Origin of the sequence: Achromobacter pestifer (assembly GCF_902859625.1) — a bacterium.
Taxonomy (GTDB): domain Bacteria; phylum Pseudomonadota; class Gammaproteobacteria; order Burkholderiales; family Burkholderiaceae_B; genus Achromobacter; species Achromobacter pestifer.
Window position 1 is genome coordinate 78,527 of sequence record NZ_CADIJX010000002.1, and the last position, 22,736, is coordinate 101,262.

The 22,736-nt window shown below is 58.7% G+C and carries 21 protein-coding genes and 1 pseudogene; 9 read left to right on the plus strand and 13 right to left on the minus strand.

Annotated features, from left to right (window positions below; genetic code table 11):
• Positions 1–162: 162 nt before the first annotated feature.
• From HV753_RS07120 to HV753_RS07130, 3 genes are all read left to right on the plus strand, one after another.
• Positions 163–1,317, plus strand: coding sequence for a porin (locus HV753_RS07120; protein WP_175173771.1), 1,155 nt, complete (start codon positions 163–165; stop codon positions 1,315–1,317).
• Between the two features lie 343 nt (positions 1,318–1,660).
• Positions 1,661–2,491 carry an acid phosphatase gene (locus HV753_RS07125; RefSeq protein ID WP_217481449.1) on the plus strand — a complete coding sequence of 277 codons (831 nt, stop codon included), beginning with the start codon at positions 1,661–1,663 and terminating at the stop codon, positions 2,489–2,491.
• 23 nt (positions 2,492–2,514) lie between these two features.
• Positions 2,515–3,336 (plus strand): hypothetical protein, encoded by an 822-nt coding sequence (locus HV753_RS07130; RefSeq protein WP_246288184.1) that lies wholly within the window; start codon positions 2,515–2,517, stop codon positions 3,334–3,336.
• Positions 3,337–3,349: 13 nt separating this feature from the next.
• Here HV753_RS07130 and HV753_RS07135 read toward each other — a convergent pair whose 3' ends face one another.
• The 5 genes from HV753_RS07135 to HV753_RS07155 all read right to left on the minus strand — a co-directional run bounded on the left by HV753_RS07135 (position 3,350) and on the right by HV753_RS07155 (position 7,492).
• On the minus strand, positions 3,350–4,378 hold the full coding sequence (locus HV753_RS07135) for an AraC-like ligand-binding domain-containing protein (protein ID WP_175173772.1): 1,029 nt from the start codon (positions 4,376–4,378) through the stop codon (positions 3,350–3,352).
• A 34-nt stretch (positions 4,379–4,412) separates the two neighbouring features.
• Positions 4,413–5,447, minus strand: a complete 1,035-nt coding sequence (locus HV753_RS07140) for a DUF1214 domain-containing protein (protein WP_175173773.1) — start codon at positions 5,445–5,447, stop codon at positions 4,413–4,415.
• A 180-nt stretch (positions 5,448–5,627) separates the two neighbouring features.
• Positions 5,628–6,566, minus strand: coding sequence for an AraC family transcriptional regulator (locus tag HV753_RS07145; protein ID WP_175173774.1), 939 nt, complete (start codon positions 6,564–6,566; stop codon positions 5,628–5,630).
• A gap of 337 nt (positions 6,567–6,903) precedes the next feature.
• On the minus strand, positions 6,904–7,077 hold the full coding sequence (locus tag HV753_RS07150; RefSeq protein ID WP_175173775.1) for a hypothetical protein: 174 nt from the start codon (positions 7,075–7,077) through the stop codon (positions 6,904–6,906).
• The gene (locus tag HV753_RS07155; RefSeq protein WP_175173776.1) at positions 7,052–7,492 is read right to left on the minus strand and encodes a hypothetical protein; all 441 of its coding nucleotides are present in this window, start codon (positions 7,490–7,492) and stop codon (positions 7,052–7,054) included. Before HV753_RS07155 ends, HV753_RS07150 begins: the two co-directional genes overlap by 26 nt.
• Positions 7,493–7,638: 146 nt before the next feature.
• Here HV753_RS07155 and HV753_RS07160 point away from each other — a divergent pair, with 146 nt between their 5' ends.
• Positions 7,639–8,376: a hypothetical protein gene (locus HV753_RS07160; protein WP_175173777.1), complete on the plus strand. Its 738-nt coding sequence runs from the start codon at positions 7,639–7,641 to the stop codon at positions 8,374–8,376.
• A 166-nt stretch (positions 8,377–8,542) separates the two neighbouring features.
• On the opposite strand, the gene HV753_RS07165 is transcribed toward HV753_RS07160, so the two are convergent.
• The 4 genes from HV753_RS07165 to HV753_RS31285 all read right to left on the minus strand — a co-directional run bounded on the left by HV753_RS07165 (position 8,543) and on the right by HV753_RS31285 (position 13,050).
• Positions 8,543–9,493, minus strand: coding sequence for a putative molybdenum carrier protein (locus tag HV753_RS07165; protein WP_175173778.1), 951 nt, complete (start codon positions 9,491–9,493; stop codon positions 8,543–8,545).
• A 362-nt stretch (positions 9,494–9,855) separates the two neighbouring features.
• Positions 9,856–10,482 (minus strand): tyrosine-type recombinase/integrase, encoded by a 627-nt coding sequence (locus HV753_RS07170; protein WP_175173779.1) that lies wholly within the window; start codon positions 10,480–10,482, stop codon positions 9,856–9,858.
• A gap of 1,331 nt (positions 10,483–11,813) precedes the next feature.
• Positions 11,814–12,392, minus strand: a complete 579-nt coding sequence (locus tag HV753_RS07175) for a hypothetical protein (RefSeq protein ID WP_175173780.1) — start codon at positions 12,390–12,392, stop codon at positions 11,814–11,816.
• A 526-nt stretch (positions 12,393–12,918) separates the two neighbouring features.
• Positions 12,919–13,050 carry a hypothetical protein gene (locus tag HV753_RS31285; RefSeq protein ID WP_281370971.1) on the minus strand — a complete coding sequence of 44 codons (132 nt, stop codon included), beginning with the start codon at positions 13,048–13,050 and terminating at the stop codon, positions 12,919–12,921.
• Here HV753_RS31285 and HV753_RS07180 point away from each other — a divergent pair.
• From HV753_RS07180 to HV753_RS07190, 3 genes are all read left to right on the plus strand, one after another.
• Positions 13,049–14,140: a ParA family protein gene (locus tag HV753_RS07180; protein WP_175174614.1), complete on the plus strand. Its 1,092-nt coding sequence runs from the start codon at positions 13,049–13,051 to the stop codon at positions 14,138–14,140. The genes HV753_RS31285 and HV753_RS07180 overlap by 2 nt on opposite strands.
• Positions 14,124–14,720, plus strand: coding sequence for a HEPN domain-containing protein (locus tag HV753_RS07185; protein WP_175173781.1), 597 nt, complete (start codon positions 14,124–14,126; stop codon positions 14,718–14,720). The genes HV753_RS07180 and HV753_RS07185 overlap by 17 nt, the downstream gene beginning before the upstream one ends.
• Before the next feature lie 368 nt (positions 14,721–15,088).
• Positions 15,089–17,242, plus strand: a complete 2,154-nt coding sequence (locus HV753_RS07190; RefSeq protein ID WP_175173782.1) for a KAP family P-loop NTPase fold protein — start codon at positions 15,089–15,091, stop codon at positions 17,240–17,242.
• A 101-nt stretch (positions 17,243–17,343) separates the two neighbouring features.
• On the opposite strand, the pseudogene HV753_RS07195 reads toward HV753_RS07190, so the two are convergent.
• Positions 17,344–17,439 (minus strand): annotated as a pseudogene (locus HV753_RS07195) (IS5/IS1182 family transposase); the annotation flags it as partial.
• 444 nt (positions 17,440–17,883) lie between these two features.
• Between HV753_RS07195 and HV753_RS07200 the strand changes: the two are divergent.
• Positions 17,884–18,069 carry a hypothetical protein gene (locus HV753_RS07200; RefSeq protein WP_175173783.1) on the plus strand — a complete coding sequence of 62 codons (186 nt, stop codon included), beginning with the start codon at positions 17,884–17,886 and terminating at the stop codon, positions 18,067–18,069.
• Between the two features lie 360 nt (positions 18,070–18,429).
• Here the strand turns inward: HV753_RS07200 and HV753_RS07205 are convergent, their stop codons facing one another.
• Positions 18,430–18,876 (minus strand): hypothetical protein, encoded by a 447-nt coding sequence (locus HV753_RS07205; RefSeq protein ID WP_175173784.1) that lies wholly within the window; start codon positions 18,874–18,876, stop codon positions 18,430–18,432.
• Between the two features lie 208 nt (positions 18,877–19,084).
• Between HV753_RS07205 and HV753_RS07210 the strand changes: the two genes are divergently transcribed.
• On the plus strand, positions 19,085–20,425 hold the full coding sequence (locus HV753_RS07210) for a carotenoid oxygenase family protein (protein WP_175173785.1): 1,341 nt from the start codon (positions 19,085–19,087) through the stop codon (positions 20,423–20,425).
• Between the two features lie 30 nt (positions 20,426–20,455).
• Here HV753_RS07210 and HV753_RS07215 read toward each other — a convergent pair whose 3' ends face one another.
• On the minus strand, positions 20,456–21,592 hold the full coding sequence (locus HV753_RS07215; RefSeq protein ID WP_175173786.1) for an MFS transporter: 1,137 nt from the start codon (positions 21,590–21,592) through the stop codon (positions 20,456–20,458).
• Between the two features lie 37 nt (positions 21,593–21,629).
• Positions 21,630–22,634 carry an NAD(P)-dependent oxidoreductase gene (locus HV753_RS07220; RefSeq protein ID WP_246288185.1) on the minus strand — a complete coding sequence of 335 codons (1,005 nt, stop codon included), beginning with the start codon at positions 22,632–22,634 and terminating at the stop codon, positions 21,630–21,632.
• Positions 22,635–22,736: the final 102 nt, after the last annotated feature.

A 22,736-nucleotide genomic window follows, 5' to 3' on the forward strand; every position in this document is an offset into this window, starting at 1 on the left:
CCGCGGGTGACGGCATTCCACCTGCAAAACGGTCGGAATTGTCATTTCAATGTCCGTGAATTGTCGAATGGCGGCGCTCAGACTTTGAGTCGCCACGCAGCAGCAGGTCTTGCCTGTGCCCGCGTGGCGCCCTCAAAGTCTTCACCGTCCACGGAGTCACCCATGAGAAAAGTCCTTGTCGCCGCGGCGGCCACCGCGTTGTCCGGCGCGGCGTCCGCACAATCGTCCGTCACGCTTTACGGGCTGATCGATACCGGCATCGGTTACACCAATGTCGATGGCATCTACACCGACCCGGCCACCGGGCGCCGCACCAGCATCGACAATAGCCGCATCGGCCTGACCACCGGCACCACTGCGGGCTCTCGCTGGGGGTTGCGCGGCAAGGAGGATCTGGGGGATGGCCTGTACGCCGTGTTCCAGCTGGAGTCCGGTTTCGATAGCCGCAAAGGCACCTCGCTGCAAAGCGGCCGCTTGTTCGGTCGCGAGGCGACGGTGGGCCTGGGCAGTGCCGACTGGGGCGAAGTCCGTCTGGGCCGCCAATACAACGTGGCGGCGCGCTATTTCTCGGGCATGTTCGGTTCATCGTTTGGCGGCGGCTTCAACCAGCTGAACACCGGTGCCGGCCTGGGGTTCAGTTCGGCCTACTACGTGCGCTACGACAACCTGGTGGTCTACGAGACGCCCTCCCTGGGCGGCTTCAAGGCAGCGGTCGGTTATGCCTTCAATGCTGACGACCAGCGGAGCGCAGAGACCGGTTTCGCCACCGCCGACAATACTCGCGCCATCACCGCCGGCCTGCGCTACGACAACGGTCCGTTGATGGGCTTTGCCACCTACGACCAGCTCAATGGGTCCAACAAGCTAAGCCAGGCCCAGGTCGACGCCACGCCGCGTTCGTACATCGTCGGAGGTTCGTACGACTTTGAAGTCTTCAAGGTGGCGCTAGCCTATAACCGCCTTACCGACGGCTGGTTTGCCGGCAAAGGCTTGCCCAATGGCGGCAGCATCGGCGCCTTCACCGGCACGCCGTCGTATGCCTTTTCCAAAGGCTTTCGCTCCAACTCCTACATGGTGGCGGTGGCAGCGCCGGTTGGGGGCTCGGGTGGCGCATTCGCGTCGTGGCAACGCGCGGACGCCAACAGCAAGCAACTCACCGGCGGCGATTCGGCCAGCAACACCTATAGCCTGGGCTACAACTACAACCTGTCCAAGCGTACCGATCTGTATGCCGTGGCGTCCTACACGACCAACTGGGCATTCCTGGACAACGCGAAGGCAACAGAGGTGAACATGGGGATCCGGCACAGGTTCTGATCCCACGACGGCATAACAAGCTGTCCACGCATGACTCCGTTGATCACGCACCTCCGCGAAGGGATGTGCGGTGCATCGCTGCGCGCTGCCAGCATGTGTGGCAGCGCGCTTTTTTCCGTGGACCGTTGCCAAGCAATGAGGGATGCAACCCATCGCCGGAATTCAGGGGATTTTCACTCAACGTCTCATTAATCGCGTCGTTCCGTCTCAGGAGGCCTTTTTTTCGTTTTCTGCGCGATCCGTCAGTGTAAATTCGCCAGCGCTTTCATTCCCGCGATCGTTCAAGAATCACCATCGTCGGCAGTGAAGCGTCCAGCAATTCGACTGACGGTAAAGATCATCCATGCATTCAAAGCGACATCGCAAGGCACTCGGCGCTCTGCTTGTTTTCATCGGCGCGGGCAACGCGATGGCGACTGCGGTAGGCAGTGCACCCGATCCGGCGGTCACCGATCCGCACTTTCAGTTGGCGCCCGGTTATCTGCCCAAAGAAGGCCTGCCCGATAGCCTGGACCTGCTTGGGCCGCCGCCCGCCTCGGCCAGCGCTGCCTTGGCTCGCGACGAAGAGGCGAGGACGGTGGCGATTCCATTGAGAGACTCGGCACGCGCAAAGCTGGCTCGTCTGGACGCGGACCTGGAGTTTCCACAACCCGCCAGGAATTTCTCTTGCGCCATGGGCGTCGATATCACCGAAGCGCAGACGCCGCACCTGTATGCGTTGATGCAAAAGGTCCTTACCGACGCCGGGCTTTCCACTTACGGAATCAAGAATACCTATCAGCGTGTTCGCCCGTTCGTCGTCCACAATGAGGGCACCTGTTTCCCCGAGCAAGAGACCTTGCTGCGCACGGATGGCTCGTACCCCTCGGGGCATACGGCGGCGGGATGGGCCTGGGCGCTGATCCTGGCCGAAATCAATCCCGAGCGTGCCAACCGCCTGTTCCGTCGAGGCCTGGAGTTCGGGCAAAGCCGAGTCATCTGCAACGCGCATTGGCAAAGCGATGTGGATGCGGGCCGGACGATGGGCGCAGCCACCGTGGCCTTGCTGCATAACAACCCGGAATTTGTTGCCGACCTGGATGCGGCGCGCAAAGAAGTGCAAGCGGCGACGGCAAGGCATTCCGCGCCAGGCATGGACTGCGTGGCGGAGGACGCGGCGCTTTCCAATCAATGAGCATGCCGTCAGCCCGATCACACATGTTCCAACCGCCAAAGCGTCAAAACGCCTTGAAACTTGTTGCCACCCCACTGATTGCCTTGGGCATGGCATTTGGCCTGTCCGACGTTGCGCTCGCCCAGAACAGCTTGCCGATCAGTCCTTTGATGAGCAAGCAGCCGGAATCGTCCGCATCGTGGCGTGTCAGTGCCAGCCCCTATGCCTGGGCATCTGGAATCAGCGGGAAGGTTGGACAGTTCGGGCAGCCGCCGGCCAGGCTTGATTCCCGTTTCAGCGACATCATCAGCGATGTCGATCTGGCTTTCATGGGCGCCATTGAGGCACGCTACGACCGCTTCAGCCTGGTTGGAGATGTGATGTATGGGCAGCTTTCGGCTGGGGGAGACACACCGTATGGCGTTCTCAGCAGGCGCGTCGACATCAAGACGACATCCTTCTCCGGGTTCTTTGGCGCGGGATACGGCGTGCTTGAAGGCGACAAGGGCCATCTCGACGTGATCGGCGGTGGACGACTCTGGCACGCCAGCACAAAACTATCCTTGAAAGGTGGGGCGCTAGACGGCCGAAGCGAGCGCGACGGCGCGACGTGGATCGACGCGGTGGCGGGTTTGCGCGGTCAATATGCCGTGGGTGAAAACTGGTATCTGACCGGGTGGGGCGTCATCGGCGCGGGCCAGGCCAAGCTAGACTGGGATGCGACGGCCGCGCTTGCCTATCAGTTCAAGTCGAATTTCTCTGCGGTACTGGGCTACCGGGCGTTGGGCGTCAACTACAACAGAAACGGCTTCGTCTACGACGTCATTCAGCACGGCCCCATCCTGGGGCTTTCGTATCAGTTCTGAATGCGCACGGCGCCTATTCCGCCCGGGGCGCATGGCGGTGCGCGGAAAAATGGCTTGATAGCACGTTGTTGCTGTCGACGGGGGCCGAGGCGTGACGGCATTGTTTACTGGCTTCGCCAGGCGCCATGCCAAAGCGCGCGATGAACGCCGTGCGAAATCGGGTCATGTCACGAAATCCGAAATGCGCCGCGATCTGGCTCGTTGCATGCCGGGCATGACGAGGGTCGACGATGCGGGCATAGGCGGCATCCAGGCGTTTGCACTTGATCACGTGGGCGATGCCACCCAACTCGGAAAAGACGCGATAGAGATGGGCCCGCGACACTCTGAATCGTTGCATGAGCCGTTCGGGGCCTAGCCCGGGCTCAGCAAGGTGGCGATCGATATAGTCAAGGGCTCGCGCGCGCAACGCTTGGCCCAAGACCGATTCCGGTTCATTCTGAATGGGCGCTGCATTCACCAGGCCTGCGGAAAGCAGGGTGGTCAGGGCCTCCAGCGCCGCGCCGTCTTCGCCTGCGGAGAGCTGCCCCGACACCGCATGGAAGCCGCAAAGATAATCCTTGAGCAGACGGGTCATCGGATTGGCCGCTTCAAGCACAAGACCATGAATATCGCGAGGCCCCAACATTTTGTCGATACTGGCCCGGGGAATCGTCATGGCCAGGCGTTCACCGGCGTCCACCCGGCATTGGTAGGGGCGCGCAAGATCGATGAAGCAAATTCCGCCGGGCCCAGCCGCGACGTCACGATCGTCAAAATCACCATGAATCGAACCCGCTACCAGGACGTGGACCAGATAATGGTCCAGTCCGCTGCGAGCAATCGTGGCAGGGTCTCGCTTGTAGCGCTGCGCATTGAAGGTCGTCGAACCCAGCGTCAATCCGCCTAGATGGCGGATCCGCATGGTGCCCTCCAATGTGGCGCCCGCTTCGGTGGAAAGAAGGGTGGTATCGCAGAAAGGGCGCGTGACCTCGCGCCAGTACTCGTCGCGAAACGAGGACGCGATGGCGTGGGTGGAAATGAACGTTTCTGCGCAGATCATGCTGGTGTTTTACCCCAGGTTGCTTACCCCAGGGCTATTGCACTGCGCGCTGCGGTTCGGGAAAACGCCAACTGCCATTCAGGATCTCTTCGCGAGGCTGATACAGCCTGACGGTGTAGTTCCATCCGGGCATGGTGGGCAGGCAATTTGCAACCTTGCCGTCGCAACCCCCGAACTGGATGACAATCGAACCATCGGCGCCTTTTTCTGAAGTCAGGTTATTCAATGAGTAGGCGTTGTACGGATTTTTCTGGAAGTAGCCTTCTGCGTTGTAAACGCTGACGGACCAGAAGCTGTTGACCGGCACCTGGCCGACTTTAAGTCGGTACACGGTCTTGCCGTCATTGTCCGGCACCGTTCCGCCAAGATAGGTCGCGTCCTTGGCGGGATTGCCACCCCAACCCGTTGCGGTGCCGATCAGGTGCTGGATGGGGTCAACGGTGTCTTTCGTGCCGAATGCCCCGTTGTAGTTTGGAATCGTCGCTCCCAGAACAAGCAGGGCATCGCGTACCGTCTTCTGGCTTGCCTGATCCCACTTCGGTACGACGAATTCTCCAACCCGAGCCTGACTAACTGAAATGGCATCCTGAAGGGCATGCACCTTCTGGATATCCTTCGTGTCGACGGGATCAACCAGCGTGCGAATCGCGACAAAGACATAGCGCGTGCCGATCGCCTCTTTTGTCAGCGTATGACGGCCGGCGCCGTAGAAGACGGCTGGCACGTAGTGGTCTTCGCTGACCACCTGCATCGACATGAATCGCCTGCCGGCTTCGGGCAAGGTGATCGTGACCGCACCGGCATCCAGATCAAACACCGCGCTTGAATACAGCGTGTCTCGATTCATGCGGATGACATTCTGCGCATCGATGGGAGAGGGCTCTCGGCTGTGAACAAACCGCCCGAAACTGCCGTCGGCCACGATCTTTGCCATATACAGGTCGGTCTCCGCCCGGACAAAATTATCGACCCCCACCAAGGTGGGCGACGCCGGGGAAGACTGCGCGCTGGCGGTCCCAAGAATTGCCATCGTCAGGGCGATGGTGCATGAGGCCGATGAATATGACATTGACGTCCTTCCAGAATATCGATTGGATTCCACATCCCATCTGTCGGCATTGCCTGTGCGTGGCTTGCGTCAGCGGGGGGGGGGGCGAGGCGGACTGTACAAGAACGTATCGCGGCGAGCTTGCCATTTGATGCCAACGAGCAAGCATCGATCAAAACGTTCAACGGCCACCGCGCCGGGTCATGCACTGTTGCGAAGCAAGGCACGGAAGCGCGAGGGGACCAGCCCCGTCCAGCGCTTGAACGCACGAGTGAAATGCGCGGGATCGCTATAGCCGACCATGTACGCGATTTCGGTGGCGGAATATCTGCGCAGTTCGATGAGCCGCAGGGCCTCGCTTCGGCGCGTCTCATCGTGCAGCGCTTCGAAATCGACACCACTGCGTTTGAGGCGTCGCTGAAGGGTGCGCGGTGACATCCCGATCTCTCTGGCAATCGAATTGAGCTTGGCGCTTTCTTGATCCGAGATGCGCGCGATGAGCAGGCCTGCCGTGTCAATCGTGGACTGCAATGCCGTCGTGATCTTCCGCGCATCGTCCTTCAGCGTGCCCAGGGGACTGTCGAGCAAATCGCGATCAAATTCGATCATGTCATAGTCAGCGCCCATGACAAGGTTCGGACCCAGGCACGCTTCCAGCGCATCGTCGCCCTTGGCTCTGGCCGATTTCAGGTGCACTCGTATGGCCGAGGCTTCGCCGGACATCAGCGGGATCTTTCGCAGCACGGCCAGACTGCCCAGAATGAACTGCCGGGGATCTTCTTCGAGCCGTCCGGTGAAGTCATGAATAAGTCTGGTGCTGCGGCCTTCGGTCACGATGTGGACCCGTCCGCCCTGGTGCAGCAGCTCCGCATACGTGGCGGCCCTGGCGCAGGCCTGTGCGACATTGACCGAACCCAAGACCTGAACGCCCCACGTTCCAAGTGAACGCAGCTCCGTCAACTGGCCCACATGGGCGCCGCCGAACGGGTCGTGCGCGACGTTGGCCATTTCGTTTGAAATGCGAAAGCACGTGGAGCGTGGAAGCCAGATATCGGGGTTTTGAAATACGTTCGGCGAAATGCCAAGGCGCTGGAAGAACTCAAGGGCAGATACGCCCCGGCTCGCCAGGTAAGGCGCCATCTGCAAAAAACTCCGGAGTTTTATGGACGGCGTGGAATGCGATGTGGGTTCAGACACAGAGACTTGAACTGCCCGCTTGACGTGAATTCGTGGCCGAATTTACACCCTGGCTTTCGCGGGGAATCGCAAGACTCCGACCGATGAGACAAATCGCCGAAAATTATGAGACATTTTCGGCGAATGGACTGATGAACACATCCTGCGTCTAGGTGGTCGACAAACTGGGGGCTGCCTTATCTCTGGGCGTTGGAGCCGCTTGACGATCTGGACGAGAGCATCCGACACGGCTACCCCACTGCATCGAACACCTTGATCAGGACGTCCCCTGAGGTCGATCCTACGGCGCTTTCATCTCCTTTTCCTTCTCCTTCTTCTCCTTTTTTTCTCCATCGTAATGAGACTTGATGGCGAAAAACATGCCCGTGCCCAACACAAGGAGCTTGAACGTACCGAAGACTACAGGGACCCAAAAATTCATCATTTCCTCAAAACGCTGCTTCAGCAGCTTCATTTACTACTCGTGGGCCAGGCAAAGACAAACGAACAATAGCCGTGAGGACCACGAAAAGCATCAGCCTGATTTCGACGAATGTGAGATCACGCTGCTCGATGTCACCTTGCGCTCTGGAGTTGAAGAACACCGACTCGCCGCATCCAGGCAAACTCAGCGCGGCGAGCGCCATCAGCGGGTGTCGTAGACAGAACTCGAAGGTTTTTTCCCATGCCTTCATCTCGTGGTTGCTTAAAAAAGGCAACGCTACAAGAGGTTGGGAGGGGGGAGAGTGAGAGCCATACTCCCCTAGACAGCCAAATTCTACCGCCAAGCGCCATGCAAGTTTTTGAGTTGTTCGATTTGTACGTCTTTTCTTCTGGAAACGTGAAGGAGCCGGATAGCGCGGGACCGTGTGGTCAGTACTGATGCACATGCCGGACGGACTCGACATGCGCCATCGACCACGGGGCCGATCTGACATAGAGCCGTCAGCCCTGGCTGAGACTCCCGCCGCGGGCGCTTGGCAGGCCCTTTCCGCCCCGCGTTACTATCGCGAGACCACAAGCCGCAAGGAAGGGAATGAACCAGAAGCAGCGCACGACCCAACGCCGCCGGATTCCGCGCAAGGCCTGGGCCCTGGGTCTGGCCATCGCCGCAGCCGCAGGGTTTTATGCGTGGAAGGAATCTCCGCTGGGGCCAGGCCTGACCGAAAGCAAGATGCACAAGATCCTGGTCGCCGCCATGGCGACGCCCACCAATGCGCCGGACAGCGCCTGCGTCAACGTGGTGGGTGTGCGGCCCTTGCCGACCGATGTCTACACCGCCTTCCTGCAAGAGCAGGACAAAATCGTGCAAGGGCTGATCAAACACCAGCTCATCACGGTCAAGCGCGTCAGCGCCAACGGCGACGGGTTACCTCCAAAACCGGATGAGAATCCCGAGGACGCCACCAGCCACATCGCGCTGACCGAAAAAGGCCGCGCGTACTACACAGACGGCGAGACCCGCATCCGTTCTAAACTGGTCTACACCGCGAAGTTCTGCGCCCCCGGCCTCCAGGTCGGCAAGATCCTCGACTACTCCAAGCCGGGCAAGAATCCGTTCGACGACAACCCCAACGCGGTTTCGGCGGTGAAGTTCGAATGGCGGCTAGATCGCGCCACCGCGGATTGGGCGGCGGACCCCGTCTTTTATCCCCATATAACCGGCTTTCCCTCGGCGTCCCAGCCGGACGAGTGGCAGACCCGGCACATCATGCTGGAGCGGAAAGACGGCGTATGGGGGCTGGGGGACAGGCCCTATACGATCCGCTGGTAAGCATGCCGGCGCCGGCAAGGCTCTTTCACTGCTGTCGAGATCGTGAGCCTCCGTGCCGATCTCAGGCAATGTCCGCTTCTGGCCGGGTGCCGCCGCACCTAGCCGTCAAGTCGGTCTCTTGAATCTCAACGGCGGCGGCGCTGAGTGCCGTTCGCTCATGCTGTCGTTAGCTTCCCAACGCCGACCACCGAATCCCGAACACAGCGGTTGCTCCAAATCCGAGCGTTAACACAACTATGAATACGAAGAACCAGAAGGTCGCGCTAGACCAGGCTTTGGTGCTAACTAGTGTGAAAGGAAGGTCGATTCGCAAGGCCGATCTGGCCTGGTCATCAAGCGGAAGCTGATCAAGGAAACTTTCGTAACGTTGCAGACCCGCGTTGTGGTAATTGCTTAGGTTCCAGACCAACTTCAAGCACAAAATTCCAAATATCGCTAGTCCGCCATTCGCGGCTCTCAGAAACATTTCGTTTTCTGGAAGAGCTAGGTAGGCCATGAGGCCACCAGCAGCCGTAGCTAGGACACAGTACCAGTACGGCACGAGCCAGCGCACTTGGTCCCAGTGTCGGAAGTTCGCAAGCGCCTCCTCACGCCTGGCCAGGGCGGCAGCGAATAACTCCTCCCTCTGAACCGGATTCTTGAAGGGTTGCTTCATCTCCATTAAAACGGCCTCTAAGACCCGTTTGGTTTTCGAGTAGATGATGGGATCCTCGCTCGCCCTCGGTCCGGCGACATTGAGCGTGGCCGGGCGGATTGCCGCGAGCCAGCAAGTAACCTCCCGCACGGCGTCCGGAACTGTCAGGCGTGTGAAGTCGATGTGGGTCCATGGCTTGCGCAGCTGCTCCGCGGTTGATGCCGTGAACATGGAGCCGCCCGATAGATCTCCATGAGAGAAAACTAGAGTGGCATCTGAGTCCTGGACGTTAAGGGCTGTTCGGATGTCGGGTTCCGAACTGGGCGCCTCAACCATGTCCGAATAAGTGTCCGGAAGAGCTCCATCTTCTGCTAGACGACCCTTCGGCACCCAGCCACCAAATGCGATGCCCAGCTCGATGGCCATATCTAAAGCTGCCCGATCGGCTCCGGACTGACCTCCCGATACGATTTTCCTGATCATGGAGCTATCCTAGGTTAATCGTCTTCGCCCCCTGCCAAATTGCTGTCTCGGATTGCACTGTTCGATAACAAGGACCGGGTCACGCAAAGTCCGACGTTGGCTACTTAAGGCGATCATCATTGGTTGCGGCTATGTAAGGTCGGAGACCCGACCACGGAGTCATGACCGGATCAGTCACTGAACATGGCCAGCATAATGCATAGGAAACACATGATCCACTGATAGGCGGTAGAGGCCTCGAAAGTGGCACAGCAAGCAAAAGATGCGAGGCACAACGAGTTCGAACATTACGCCCCATAAAACCGATCCTGCCGCCATGTCCGCAATTGGCCGGCAATCGACCGCTCGCCGGCCGGGATGCATCAAACCTCTGTTTGTTCAGCAATCTCAAGAGCATCGTCGACCTCGACGCCAAGGTAGCGAACCGTGCTTTCCAGCTTCGTATGCCCGAGCAGCAGCTGTACAGCCCGAAGATTCTTCGTCCGGCGGTAGATCAGCGAGGCTTTTGTACGGCGCAGAGTGTGGGTTCCATATGCGGTATCGTCGAGGCCAATCGATGCGATCCAGCGATGCACAATCCGGGCGTACTGCCGCGTCGACAGATGCGGCGACGTATGCAAACGGCTCGGAAACAGAAAATCCGCCGCCTTTAGCCCTCGTGCTTCGATCCATGCTTCAAGGCTCTCACGGGTTTGCTCCGTAATCTCGAATTGGACCTGACGCTGGGTCTTTTGTTGCATGACGGTAGCTCTCGCGGCTATGTGGCTTCCGTGACGGATGTCCTGTACCTGCAATTGCGTGAGATCGCACGCTCGAAGCTTGCTATCAATTGCGAGATTGAACATCGCGAGTTCCCGGATGTTCGAAGCCATCTGAAGTCTCATTCGGATTGCCCAGATTTCTCGGAGCTTTAGGGGCGGCTTCCGCCCGGTGAGCTTTCCCTTGTTCCATGGCGCACGACGGTCAACGGTGGCATTCGCGGATTCCATGACAATCTCCTTTTGAGTAAAGGGAGATTCGGTGTGCTCCTTCGAAGGGGCGCTATCCGACCCGCAGCGGCCACCCCGCCTGAGGCAGCCTTTGCTTTGTGTGCTCTACGTCAGCAAGTGACCATTGAGGGGAGCCAGCACGGGGAAGCAGAATACTCCTCGCTGTCGTAGTTCAAACACCGCCGATGCGGCAGCGTCCAATACAGCGCGGGGTATGCAGAGCTGAGTTCGCTCTTGATCCTTGTCCCCGATTATCTCTGCTGTGATCTGGCATTCCGCTAAAGCTGGGACGGTTTCTACCACCAGTTCATTCAGTAGGGTCCACATACTCGGTGGCCGGGACGGTCTTGATTTCGGTCATGAGGTGCTACTCCGCTCGGTCCGGCGTGTCGCTCTGAGGACGGGCTTTACGCCATTCTTGAGACACAGCATGACGTTTAGATGACGGGATTGCAGACGGTGGCTCAGCAACTTCGACCATCGCATATCAGAACCGCGCAGCCGTGAAGCGGCCTTTGCTCTGGTGGTGGGGGGCAATTCCATGCAGGGCGGCGGCTCCCATCGGCTGCGCGACCCGGCCGTCCTTGAGACTTCGTCCGAGGCGGATATTCCTGCCAGCCGGCCGCGCCCGACTTAAGCAGTCAGCGCGGAGGCAACCGTGTCGCCATGTAGCCGCCCAGTTCCGATTAGGTCGCATTCGCTCCGAGTCAGTTTTCGGCTGCGCCAGGTAAATGCGACTTAAGACTGCGAGACCTCGAGAAGGTAAAGGGAATGACCACTTTCGACACGAAACCCCGGTCTGGTCCCGGACGGCCCGGCTGACACCACGTTGCCCATATTGCCCGCCGTGCGAAATCCTGAAGTTTCGCGTCCCGGCTGAAGCGCTTACCGTTCGCTTCGGCTAGTGGCCTGAGAGGAACGAAAGTGCCATCAGAAAATCCGGCGGCGAGAATAGCCACGGTTTCGTCTGCCCCATCTGGCTTGGGCACCTCCCAGGTGGAAATCGCTGTGCAGGCGAACGGCGGTCCACTAGCGTGGCGCGGGTCCTCGGCGCTGCTAGCACATCCGCTCAGAGCTAGAGCTACGCCGATTGCCCCCAGTGATGCTCTCACGTTGTTTTTCTCCAATCATAAGGATCGGGAGCATAGTTGCGCCGGGGTGTCAAAAGTATTACCTCTGCCAGTTTGAATGGGCTCACGTCGAGTAGCCAGCCTACCGCCCGTCCATCGGGCATACGGGTGTGGACATCGGCCGGGTGGCCTCTTCCGACTGCGGCAGCTCATGCGCCGCGTAAAGCACCTACTGACCGGATGATGAATGTCGGCGGCAACTCAACTTGAGCCTGCGCTCTCCGCGATACGGCGGTCACGTTCCGCTTCACGGTCAATTACCCAAAAAAAGAGTAAGAGGACAAGGCAAGCCACTACGCACGAAATCAAGATGTATGTCGGTTCATTTTCACGATCTTTCTTGATGCTCTGTATCACCGCCTCCGGCGTTACCCAAATCTTACCTTCCTGCTCAATTTTCAAAACCCTTCTGTTGCGATAGAACAGATGCGCGGGCTGGTAGAACCACGTGACAGTCAAGGTCTTGCCTCCCAACTCTTCGCGCAATTGCTTCAAAGTTGGATATGGAAAGCAGTCTGGGGTGACCAACAGCGAAGGGCTAGAACAGGTATAGCTGTGGCCTTCAATTATCAGTGCTCCAGGACTATTCCCAAACTTTCCGTGACCTTTGAACTCGGCGGCGCCCTGACTGACGTGGAGGTCCCATGGCCGAGGAAGGTCCAAATGCAGTGTGTACAGTTGAGGCACCAGTACGGTAAGAACGAAGGATGCACCACAAATAGCGGCGCATCTTATTTTTCTTCGGCGCGTTAAATACTTCGGTGATCCATGAGTCGTCATGCTGCGGTAGCTTAAGTGCTCGTGGTGACAATTTAATGGCGAAAAAGGCTCGCTGATTTGTTTGAGATAGAAAGGTCGATTAATCCCAGGTTCGATGAACGCTCGCTTCTAGCCGGGAGCCGTCTATGACGACAGACCGATCCCGACCCGTTGCCGCCGTTCGCGACACCACAAGCCAACAGCGGCTTTGCAGCGTTCTCGGTCAGTTGGCTCTGGCGGCCGGGATCATGGTGTGCGCCGCATCGCAGTCATTTGCCCGAACGCAGCTGCGCCGTTGTGGTGTCCGGTTGGCCGGCGCAGCCGGCAACCGGATCAAAGAGCCGCCGCCGCGTCGCTGGCCTGAGACCTCAGACCGCCGCCAAGCCGCGTCCGTGGAGGTGAGCTCGGCGGCCGCATACTAAAAAGGGGGCACGAGGACACGAGCCGTGCCTCGAATTAAGTGTTCGTGTAACATCCAGTAGCGTCGCTAAAACCCGTGGCACCCCGCCCCGACGAGCGATTGATATGACGCCAATATCGAGGGAGATTAAATGCCTGTTAAAAAGCCTGCGGTGAAGCGCGTCGCTACTGAGTCAAAACCATCAAAGAAGGTCGCAAAATCGGCAACCGCGAGGAGGTTGCGATCAAAAACGCCTTCTGCACCGTCCGAGCTTTCCATGCCCGTCGATTCTGGCATTGACAGAAAGCCAGTTCAGATTTCGCTTTTCAATCACAAGGGCGGAGTTAGCAAAACGACCACCGCGTTCAACCTTGGATGGATGCTGGCTAACAAGGGCAAGAGAGTCCTATTGGTTGACTGCGATCCTCAGTGCAACCTCACCGGCATGGTCATGGGATTCAAAGGTACCGACGACTTCGATGCGATATACAAAGCGGGGGGTGTTCGAAACATCAGAGACGGGCTCGCCCCAGCATTCGAATCACGTCCCTCGCTTGTCCAGCCGGTACAGTGCGAACAGATCAATGGGCAGCCGAATATGTACCTGATCCCAGGTCATATCGGTCTGGCAGAGTATGAAGTCACGTTGGGGATCGCTCAGGAGCTATCTGGGTCGCTTGTTACTCTTCAAAATCTACCTGGATCGATAAGATATCTGATCGACAAGACAGCGAACAGTCTCGATATTGACTATGTTTTGGTCGACATGAGCCCGAGCCTAGGCGCCATCAACCAGAACCTGCTAATGACTAGTGATTATTTCTTGGTGCCGATGGCCCCGGATTACTTTTCAGTTATGGCAACCGATTCCCTAGCAAATGTGCTTCCCAAGTGGAGAAATTGGGCAAATAGCGCCCAATCCATGCAGGTATTGAAAAGCGCAACCTATCCATTTCCTGATATCAAAACAAAATTCTTGGGAACAGTGATTCAGAAATATCGTCTGCGCGAGGGAAATACCGCATCGTCGGCATTTCAAACATGGATTAATGAAATTGAGGGAGGTGTACGAAAACGCCTGATTCCAGCGCTTAGGGAAGCGAACATGTTGCTGCCCAACCGCATCTATGAAGAGTTTGATATTGATAATGGAAAACCAATACTTCAAATGTCCGAATTCAATGGCCTTATCGCGCTATCACAGAAGTACAAGGTTCCTGTGTTTGCGTTGAGTGATGACCAACTCGAGCAACGCGGCATCGTGGCAGAGCGAACCAAGAAATCCATGCAGCGCTTCCACCAAATCTTTTCCGACGGTGCGGACAAAATCATCAAACTAGTCACCGCAGCGAATGCAACAGGCGCTTGATTCGTTCAAAGAGTGCGCTGAAAGGGCGCGCCATCTGGGCGGGCTGTTTACCTCACTCTCACGGCTTGTCACGCCTATCGTTGACACTTCAGACCTACTCCGTGCACAGATCGTTCTGGCCGTCAGTGCGCTGGATTATTTCATTCACGAAATCGCGCTACACGGAATGATTGAGACGTTTGAGGGTAACCGACCCGCCACAGATGCATTTTTAAAGTATAAAGTTTCTGGCAGTGTTTTCCTAACACCAGCCGAACAGGCAGTTGCAGCGTTTAGAAATGATGTAAAAGAGCGAAACTCTTTTCTTTCATTTCAACAACCTGAAAAAATAGCCGAGGCAGTTCGGATGTTTCATGAAAAACCCCTATGGCGCGGGGTTGCAGTACGTCTCGGTGGGAGTGAAGCGCTAATCAAGGATCAGCTACGACTAATTGTGGAACGCCGCAATAAGATCGCACATGAGGCTGACATTGATCCGAGCTTTCCAGGCGCACGGTGGCCAATATCTCTACAAGATACCTTGGACAGCATTACCTTCATTGAACGAATAGGCCAAGCGATATTCGATGAAGTAAATTGAGGCCGTTCCCCGGTTTCTCCGTACGGGCATTGCACAGCGCCAGTAGACATTTTCGGGATTGGCCTAGGAAATTGCCATTAACCCGATGGAAATCGTGGTGTGCTCCTGCCGCTAACCGATCTTGCGGCGTTAGCGGTCAGACAAGAATAAATGCGGAGCGGCCGCTTCTGGCCGTTTTCAGCCCTTCGCTGCCTAGGATGCTGCGCGGCGTGACTTGAAAAGAAGCATCGCCCATACATTCGACTTCTATCGGAAATAGTCGAATGCTAAAAAGCGGGCCTGAATATAAAGCTCAAGTCGGCGAAGCAATCCAGTGGGTAGACGCGCAGACTTGACACATTCCACTGGATCTTCACGAGGTGAACATTATGCATATCGATAGCGCGCGCCCTAATGCGTCTGAATTGCTTGCCGACCAGCCCTCGGCTCGGGATGATCAGTACGGCCGGACAGCCTTTGCGCGTCAGATAGGCAATCTCTTGACAATTCGTCCTGGCAGTCCCGGCATTGTCGTCGGGATCGAAGGTCCCTGGGGGTCGGGAAAATCGTCGATCATCGAAATGATCAAGAAAGATTTCAGCGGAATGCTTGGATCCGGTCCAATCATCGTCCAGTTCAGCCCTTGGATGCTTTCCGGTTCTGAAGCACTAGTGGAGGCCCTGCTTACAGAATTGGCTGCAGGCATCCATGAAGGCGCTGAAGAAAATCCCACCGAAAAAACACTCACGGTTTCTAAACGCATTCTCGGCTATGTGGGTCTGCTACGACATCTTAAGTACTTGAAGCATGTTCCTGGCGTGAGCCTCGTCGGCATCTCGGCAGAAGTCGTCGGCAAAGCTCTAGCAGCGGCTGGATCTATCGCCGATAACATCGGCAATGGTGTGGACGAAGCCAATAAAATCGTCAGCGATGTCGAAAGCGCGCTAACAGGTCAAATCAGCCTACACCGCCGCAAGACAGAAGTAGAGCAAGCGCTGATTGACTTGGGTCGCAGCATCCTCGTTGTCGTGGATGATATAGACCGCTTGACTCCAGCAGAAACAGTCGAGGTCTTCCGCACGATCAAAGCAGTGGCTGATTTCCCCGGGGTCGCTTACTTGGTCACCTACGATCGAGAAGTGGTCAGCGATAGCTTGGGAAATGGCAACCAGGCTGGCGGAGAGGCCTATCTCGACAAAATAGTGCAGGTCGCCTATCCATTGGCACCCGCATTTCCCTGGCAATTACGCAGTCATCTCAAAGCCGTACTTGAAGACCGGCTCGATCGTAGCGGGCGCTTCTTGGAGTCGTTCGAAGAGCTGCTCATGCCCCAAGCGCTCAAGATCGCTTGCTCGCTTTGCCGACATCCCCGCGACATCATTCGGCTAGCCAATCGATTGACGCTCAGCCTCGTGTCTACTAAGCACCATGCGAACGCCGCAGACGTCCTCGTGGCAGAAGCGGTGTTTCAACGCTTTCCGAGGATGAGGGACGCGCTGGCCAGGACTCCGCAGCATTTCGTTCAAGACCGCTTTAACGTCAAAAACAACCTCTCCAACATGCGCTTTACAGAAGAGTACGCACAGAGCAAAGTAGACTGGAGCCCTTACTTGCCGAAAGATGCCGCAGAAGCAGCCGTTTGCAATGCCGCGCTTGAGTTCCTTTTCTCCGAACCATTCAATGGGAAGCGCTCTCCTGTCAGTGATCTCCGCATCTGCGAGCCGTGGACTTTAATTCGATTCTTAGTACATACCTCGCTGGATGGACTTCCCAATGCGGACCACATATTTGAATGGTTGGTCGATCCTGCAAAGGCTGGAATCGGCAGCCGAATTCGCGAATCGGATGTTCGAGAAGGGCAATGGTTGATCCAAGCTTCACTGACATTCGTGGACTCAAGGAAAGACATCGATCATGTGGGGCTCTTTCAGGAGCTACAGCAGGCATACGATTACGCCAAACTTGAGGACGACGACTGGACGTCCAATCTCGCCGGCTTGGCGGAGCTGGCAGCGAAGTGCGTGCGCAACTGCGGTGCGGAAAAGATGAAATACGTATCGAATTTCATCCAACACACCCCGCTTGTCTATGGGCAGGAGTTCTTGCTTCAACTTAAAGCAATCGCAAAGAGATCCGATCCCGATTATGCGAATGAACTCAAGGCGGGGGAATTTTCGCAGTACGTAGAAGCCTGGCTGCAAATTGCCGAAGAGGCCTTCCGATCGGGAGCGGCGATTCAGGAGAGGAATCTGAGAGCGCTGCTGAATGGCATGGGGCAGTTGGCCGACGACAGAGAGGTCCGGGCGCACCGCTCACTCATGGCTCTTTGCCATAGACCCGAAGGCTTGGATTACGTCCTGCAGTACGAGAAATCTCGGTCCTTCTCACATCGTATATTCAGTTTTCTGGGCAATGGCGAAGAATTAACCTCGCTTATCCGGAACTCCCCAAAACATTCCTCGTATGAATGGTTTTTAGACAGGATGAACCAAGAACAGGCCGCCATCACCCTCAGGTCCATCAATTACCAGCCTGAGGGTTGACACATCGGAAGCACGGTACACACACTCCAGTCGCTCTGCCATCCGCATACTCCAGGTATGCTTAGTGCGTGGTGTGAACTTCCGCCCGGGAGCATGTTGGTCAGCATGGTTATGGCAAACACGACAAAGTGCAGGCCGGCGAGGGTTTCCGGCAGCCGCTCATAATCTCGAGTCAGTCGCCGAAAGCGATTCAGCCAAGGCAGTCTGAATTGATGCGTCCGAATGTGACGATCTAGGCGAGATGCCTCTCTCGGACAAAGCCGACATTGAGTAGTTTGGGCTGAGCGTCAGCAGGCAGCCAGATGCGGACAGCCGAGCGGGTGATGCCATGGGCTGCTATTGGCCGGGAGCAGCCCTCATCGATGTCCGCCTTAGACTCAATGCAGGATTTCTCCATACGTCAAAGCAGGAACATGCCGTAAATGCCGAATCCCGCAGCGATCGTATTCGTCTCCCAGCTCTCGCTACGACTAAAGGCTGATGTGTGTGGACCGGACCACTGCTAACGTTCATTCCGAGCCCGGCTTCGATTGAGTTTTCGGTAGCCCCCGTATTGAATACAGGTAGAGCCGCCTCATCCGCTGATGCTCAGCCGACGCTGGTGCGGCTTCTTTCGCCCGCGATACTTACAGGAGACGCACATGGAAAAGATGGAGCCGACCATTCCAGAGGACGACACTGAACATCAGATTCAGCCGTTGGGAACCAACGAAATCAGCATCGTTAGTGGCGGTGCCGCTGGGAAAAAACCCGCGATTATCGCTACGCCGCAACCGCAGCGTGGAAACGCCGGTACCGCCCCCAGGTCGAATTTCTACCAACGCTGAATCCGGGTTTAGGTGGTATGGATTTCAGTCGTGACACAGCTTGTGGTGTATTTCTCACCTAGGCGAAGGTGAAATGGCGGCGGGCTTAAGCCACGGCGTATTCGCCGTGGCTTTTTCACGCTATGCGCCGAGAGGGAAGGTGGTCCGCACGACCTACCTTTGATGAAATTCCAGTCAACGAACTTCGGCACCGGTTGTGGAATTCGTCCGAACTGCGGCCTGTCCAAGCACCGAAGTTCATTCAACTTGAGATTTGGTCCACTGAAGGTCAATAGCCTTCCCTGAGCCAGGTGACGGCACCTTTCGTGATGGATGCGGCGGTACGGTCAGCGGCGGGCATCGCTTGTTATTGACGGTGATTCAGGGCGTGACCTGATACCCGCGTTGTTGCATGCAACTTGTGTAGGCCGAAGAGGCGGCGGCGTTGGTCTGCGCCGTTTCGCGCCGATCCTGGCGCTGGCGCGAACCGCCTACCACTGCGCCGGCCACCGCGGCGTTTTTCGCCTTTTCTTGTCGGTAATCTTGTTTGACGTCGTCGTCGACGCGATCAGAGAGCGCTTCGTGTTGATTGCTGCGTACGCCGGCGACCGTCGCGCCAGCAACCGCTCCGGTCGCCGCGCCTCGGGCACGTCCGCCGGATTGCGGCGGGGCGGCGTTGCCCGTGCCGCCTGCCTGCGATTGGCATGCGGCGACGTCTTGCTGGGTCATTTCGGCAGACTGGCCTTTCATCGGAGTCACGGTCTGGGCCGTGGCGCAAAGGCAATAAAACAATAGGGAAGCTGCACCGGGGAAGATGGACTTTTTCATGAAAACTCCATTGATGTGACGGGGATCCCTGACGCTTTCAGTCTAGCTTGGCCTAGGGATGCCGTGTCCCATTCATCCATACCCAAGATGGGGTATGGGCCTTCCCCCAGACCTGGATTCGAATAATTTATATCCGGGTAATATTGACCGATTAATTTAATCCGGGTAAAAATGCGTCCTGCGATGTATCGCGATCAAGGACGCAAACATGAGCACATTCGATCTGAACGCTGGCGCCACCGCGCCCCTGGCCGGTGAAACCGACTTGATGGACCTGCCCGTGGACGGCGCGCTGCCGCCCGGGCTGGAAGGGGTGTTGGTGCGCAACGGCCCCAATCCGCTGCGCGGGCGCTTTGAAGGCAACGACGTGTTGTCGTGGTGGCCCCAGCCGGCGATGCTGCACGCCGTGGAGTTCCGGGCGGGCCGGGCGGCAAGCTACCGCAACCGCTGGGCTCGCACCAGGATCTGGGCACGCGAACATGCGCCGCATCTGGCGGCCGATCTGCCGGACACCAACCCCAATGTCAACGTGCTGCGTCACGCAGGCGAAACCCTGGCGTTGGCGGAAGGCGGCCCGCCGCTTGCGATGACACCGGGGCTGGACTTCCTGGGAACCAGCCAGCGCCATCCGGGCCTGGCGGGCGGCATGACCGCGCATCCGAAGGTGGACCCCGTGACCGGCGAGTTGATGAGCTTCCGGTCCCATTGGGAGCAGCCATGGCTGCGCTACGGCGTGGCGGGCTCCGACGGCCAGTCGCTGGTGGAGCAACTGATTGACTTGCCTGGGCCGTCGATGATGCACGACATGGCGATCACCGGGCGCTACAGCATCCTGCTGGATCTGAACGTGGCGTACGACTTCTCCATGCTGTCGCGCGGCTACCGCATGCCGCTGCGCTGGCACGACGAGCGCCAGTCGCGACTGGGCGTGATCCCGCGCCATGGGGGGCCGGTGCGCTGGTTCGAGGTGGCGCCATGCTTCATCCTGCACGTGGTGAATGCGTACGACCTGGATGCGACAACGTTGGTGCTGGACGTGGTGCGCTATCCGGAATACCTGCGCGTGGCGCGTGGCGGCGCGGGTTTCGAAGACAATCCTGTGGGCGTGTTGTGGCGCTATGTGATCGACCTGGCGCGTGGCGTGGTCAGCGAGAGGCAATGGGACAAGGCCGGCGTCGAATTGCCACGCATCAACGAGGGTCGCACGGGGCGTGCCTATCGTTATGCCTATGCCGTGCAGCAACCCACCAACGTGGAAATGCGCGGTCTGGTGCGTTACGACCTGGAAAGCGGTGCGACCCAGCAGTATCGCGTGCCGCCGGGCGACCAGAACAGCGAGCCGGTGTTCGTGCCGCGGCCTGACGCGCGGGACGAGGACGACGGCTGGGTGCTGGTGTGCGTGTATCGCCAGGCCACCGACACTAGTGACGTGGTGGTGCTGGATGGGCGTGAACTGCGCGCAGGGCCGTTGGCGACGGTGCGATTGCCCCAGCGAATTCCGGCGGGGTTCCATGGGGCGTGGCTGCCGCGGGAGGATGGCACGGGTTGAGGCAACCGGTCTTGTTCGGGGTGTTCCGTTTCAAGGCTGGAGACCCGCACTATCAGCGCGTGCAGCCCCTGCCGTGAGGGCAAGGCAGGCAAAAGCGATCACGGCGTGATTGGCCGTCAACCGGTCCATCAGCAGCCCGAAGCCTGCGGCCCCCGCGGTCTGGCCAATGGCCAGCGCCAGAAATGCGATCGTCACGCCGGTGGCGGGCCGATGGGGCAGGGCCGACACCCCCCACAGCAAGTAGACACCTGTCAGCATGATGTAGGCGGCGCCAAATAGAGCGCCGCCGCTTAGCGTCAGGGTCGCCGAGGTGCCTTCGACGCCGATCAGCAGGATGCTTGCCGCCATCGCCGCTAGAAATGCCCGGTGGACCCCGTCGATGCCGAACCGGGCGATCAGACGCCCGGCGCCTGCGCCTGCAATACCCGCCGCCCCGATGGCGATCCAGAGCAAACCGGCACCCGTGCTGCCCCAGTTGAGTCGAAGTGTCACAAGCTGCCCCCCGAAGGACCAGACCGCAGTGCTGGCCGCGCCCGCGAGAAATGCCGCCAGGACCAGACGCTGGAGCCCGCCGCTAAGCGATGGCATGCCATGCGTGCTTGTCGTCGTGTCCGGTGCGCTGCGCGGCAGGGTCAACGCCACGGCGAATGCCAGGCTGATCGCGGCCAGGGCGAATCCCGCGAACGCGAAGCGCCAGAGATCGCCCATCATCAGCGCCACGGAGCCCGACAGGGCCACGCCCGCCCCGGTGCCCGCGTTGATGATCGTGTTGGTCGCGTTTTGCCTGTCGGGCCTGACCGCCGCCGCCACTGCCGCCGCCAACGGCGGCGATGCCAGCCCCGTGCTGGATCCGGCCAGCATCACCGCGCCTGCAAGCCAGGCAGGCGATGGCGCGGCTGCGATACCTGCCATGCCCGCCGCCGCGATCAGAGCGGCGCCGATGGCCACATAGCGGGCGCCGATTCGTTCAGTCAGCCATGCGGATAGCGTGACCGCGATGCAGTAAGTCAGAAATGCCCCACCTGAAATCAGCCCGCTCAGGGTCGATGACAGCCTAAGGTCTGCCTCGATCCCAGGCAGGAACAGTCCGAAGGCGAAGCGGGCAAAACCGTAGCAGACGGCGATCAGCGCGAATCCCGTCGCACCCAGATAAAGGCTCGGGTTCATGACCACGTCCGGTCACTGCCCAGGCATGGCGATCTTGTCACTCGGCGTCCAGCGAAACGATACGTCCGCCTTCTGCCTGCAAGCGCGAAAGATACGTCGCGTGATCGATAACCTGGAACGGAAAATACAACCCTGCCGGAGTCGGCGCCTTGCCGTCCAAGCCCGCCAGCCGCTCAAGAATCATGCTGACGCCCAGTGCGGTCAGGTGGGCTGCGCCGCGCGGATGCACGACCGCATGGCGCGTGCGTAGCGCATGGCCGTCATGGGCCTTGCCTGCCAGTTCGATGATGATTTCCGTGGATTTGGGTTCGCCACGACGCCGAGACGAACTGATTCCGTCCGCGATGTTGAACTGCACGTTCGACGCCCCGGTTGCGGCCGCCAGGCCGGCAACATCGATAGACGAGAAGCCAGCCCCTTGCATCGTGGTGCCATCGACCGCGCGGAATTCGGCCTTGGCATCGTCTTTGCCGCGCCAGACATAGCGGCCGTCCCGAAGCGTCAGCGCGGCGGGCATCATTCGGTTCAGCCGCTCGAAATCCTCGGCGACGGCGGGGCCGCCGCCATCCTGCTCATCGACAAGCGCACCGATCGCGATGTCGTCTAGCTGCGCAAAGGCTTTCGCGCACGAGAGTGTGGCGACGGTCGTGGCGCCCACCAGCCACTCGTAGCCCAGCACGATCGCCGCCGCGTTGGGTGCCTGCATAAAGGCCGCGACTTCGGGGGCGATTTCATAGATGCCAGAAGAGATGCCCAGGTGGGGCAGGCCGCGACGTTGGGCGTAGCGCAGGCCGGCCAATCGATCGTCAGCATAAAACACCGCGACAGCGGCTACCGGACGATCGCCCAGGCCAAGGTCGTCTGCGCCGGGGTCAATCGCCACCCCTTCGGCGTTGCCCAAGTCGCTAGCCGCTTCAGCGCTTTTCACCGCATCGCGCCCGCCGATCAGCAGTGGCACATCGGGATATACGGCGCGCAGTGCGCCTGCGCTCAGGCGGCCGATAGCGCCTGTGCCACCCATCAACAGAACAGGTTTCGTCATCAAGGTACCTCCGGACGTTGGCCCCGGCGCGGGTGGTTCCACCTTATCGCGCGCCTTTCATTCCGGGCAATATCAGAGCCGCCCCGACACGTTGCAAGACGT

What these genes read in the sequence shown, in the direction of transcription:
- HV753_RS07165 (WP_175173778.1), bottom strand. Translation starts at nt 9,493, where the DNA reads ATGATCAGGAAAATCGTATCGGGAGGTCAGTCCGGAGCCGATCGGGCA.
- HV753_RS07180 (WP_175174614.1), top strand. Translation starts at nt 13,049, where the DNA reads ATGCCCGTCGATTCTGGCATTGACAGAAAGCCAGTTCAGATTTCGCTT.
- HV753_RS07200 (WP_175173783.1), top strand. Translation starts at nt 17,884, where the DNA reads ATGGAAAAGATGGAGCCGACCATTCCAGAGGACGACACTGAACATCAG.
- HV753_RS07185 (WP_175173781.1), top strand. Translation starts at nt 14,124, where the DNA reads ATGCAACAGGCGCTTGATTCGTTCAAAGAGTGCGCTGAAAGGGCGCGC.
- HV753_RS07140 (WP_175173773.1), bottom strand. Translation starts at nt 5,447, where the DNA reads ATGTCATATTCATCGGCCTCATGCACCATCGCCCTGACGATGGCAATT.
- HV753_RS07190 (WP_175173782.1), top strand. Translation starts at nt 15,089, where the DNA reads ATGCATATCGATAGCGCGCGCCCTAATGCGTCTGAATTGCTTGCCGAC.
- HV753_RS07205 (WP_175173784.1), bottom strand. Translation starts at nt 18,876, where the DNA reads ATGAAAAAGTCCATCTTCCCCGGTGCAGCTTCCCTATTGTTTTATTGC.
- HV753_RS07135 (WP_175173772.1), bottom strand. Translation starts at nt 4,378, where the DNA reads ATGATCTGCGCAGAAACGTTCATTTCCACCCACGCCATCGCGTCCTCG.
- HV753_RS07155 (WP_175173776.1), bottom strand. Translation starts at nt 7,492, where the DNA reads ATGTGCATCAGTACTGACCACACGGTCCCGCGCTATCCGGCTCCTTCA.
- HV753_RS07145 (WP_175173774.1), bottom strand. Translation starts at nt 6,566, where the DNA reads ATGGCGCCTTACCTGGCGAGCCGGGGCGTATCTGCCCTTGAGTTCTTC.
- HV753_RS07160 (WP_175173777.1), top strand. Translation starts at nt 7,639, where the DNA reads ATGAACCAGAAGCAGCGCACGACCCAACGCCGCCGGATTCCGCGCAAG.
- HV753_RS07215 (WP_175173786.1), bottom strand. Translation starts at nt 21,592, where the DNA reads ATGAACCCGAGCCTTTATCTGGGTGCGACGGGATTCGCGCTGATCGCC.
- HV753_RS07175 (WP_175173780.1), bottom strand. Translation starts at nt 12,392, where the DNA reads ATGACGACTCATGGATCACCGAAGTATTTAACGCGCCGAAGAAAAATA.
- HV753_RS07170 (WP_175173779.1), bottom strand. Translation starts at nt 10,482, where the DNA reads ATGGAATCCGCGAATGCCACCGTTGACCGTCGTGCGCCATGGAACAAG.
- HV753_RS07125 (WP_217481449.1), top strand. Translation starts at nt 1,661, where the DNA reads ATGCATTCAAAGCGACATCGCAAGGCACTCGGCGCTCTGCTTGTTTTC.
- HV753_RS07120 (WP_175173771.1), top strand. Translation starts at nt 163, where the DNA reads ATGAGAAAAGTCCTTGTCGCCGCGGCGGCCACCGCGTTGTCCGGCGCG.
- HV753_RS07210 (WP_175173785.1), top strand. Translation starts at nt 19,085, where the DNA reads ATGAGCACATTCGATCTGAACGCTGGCGCCACCGCGCCCCTGGCCGGT.
- HV753_RS07130 (WP_246288184.1), top strand. Translation starts at nt 2,515, where the DNA reads ATGTTCCAACCGCCAAAGCGTCAAAACGCCTTGAAACTTGTTGCCACC.
- HV753_RS07220 (WP_246288185.1), bottom strand. Translation starts at nt 22,634, where the DNA reads ATGACGAAACCTGTTCTGTTGATGGGTGGCACAGGCGCTATCGGCCGC.
- HV753_RS07150 (WP_175173775.1), bottom strand. Translation starts at nt 7,077, where the DNA reads ATGAAGCTGCTGAAGCAGCGTTTTGAGGAAATGATGAATTTTTGGGTC.
- HV753_RS31285 (WP_281370971.1), bottom strand. Translation starts at nt 13,050, where the DNA reads ATGGAAAGCTCGGACGGTGCAGAAGGCGTTTTTGATCGCAACCTCCTC.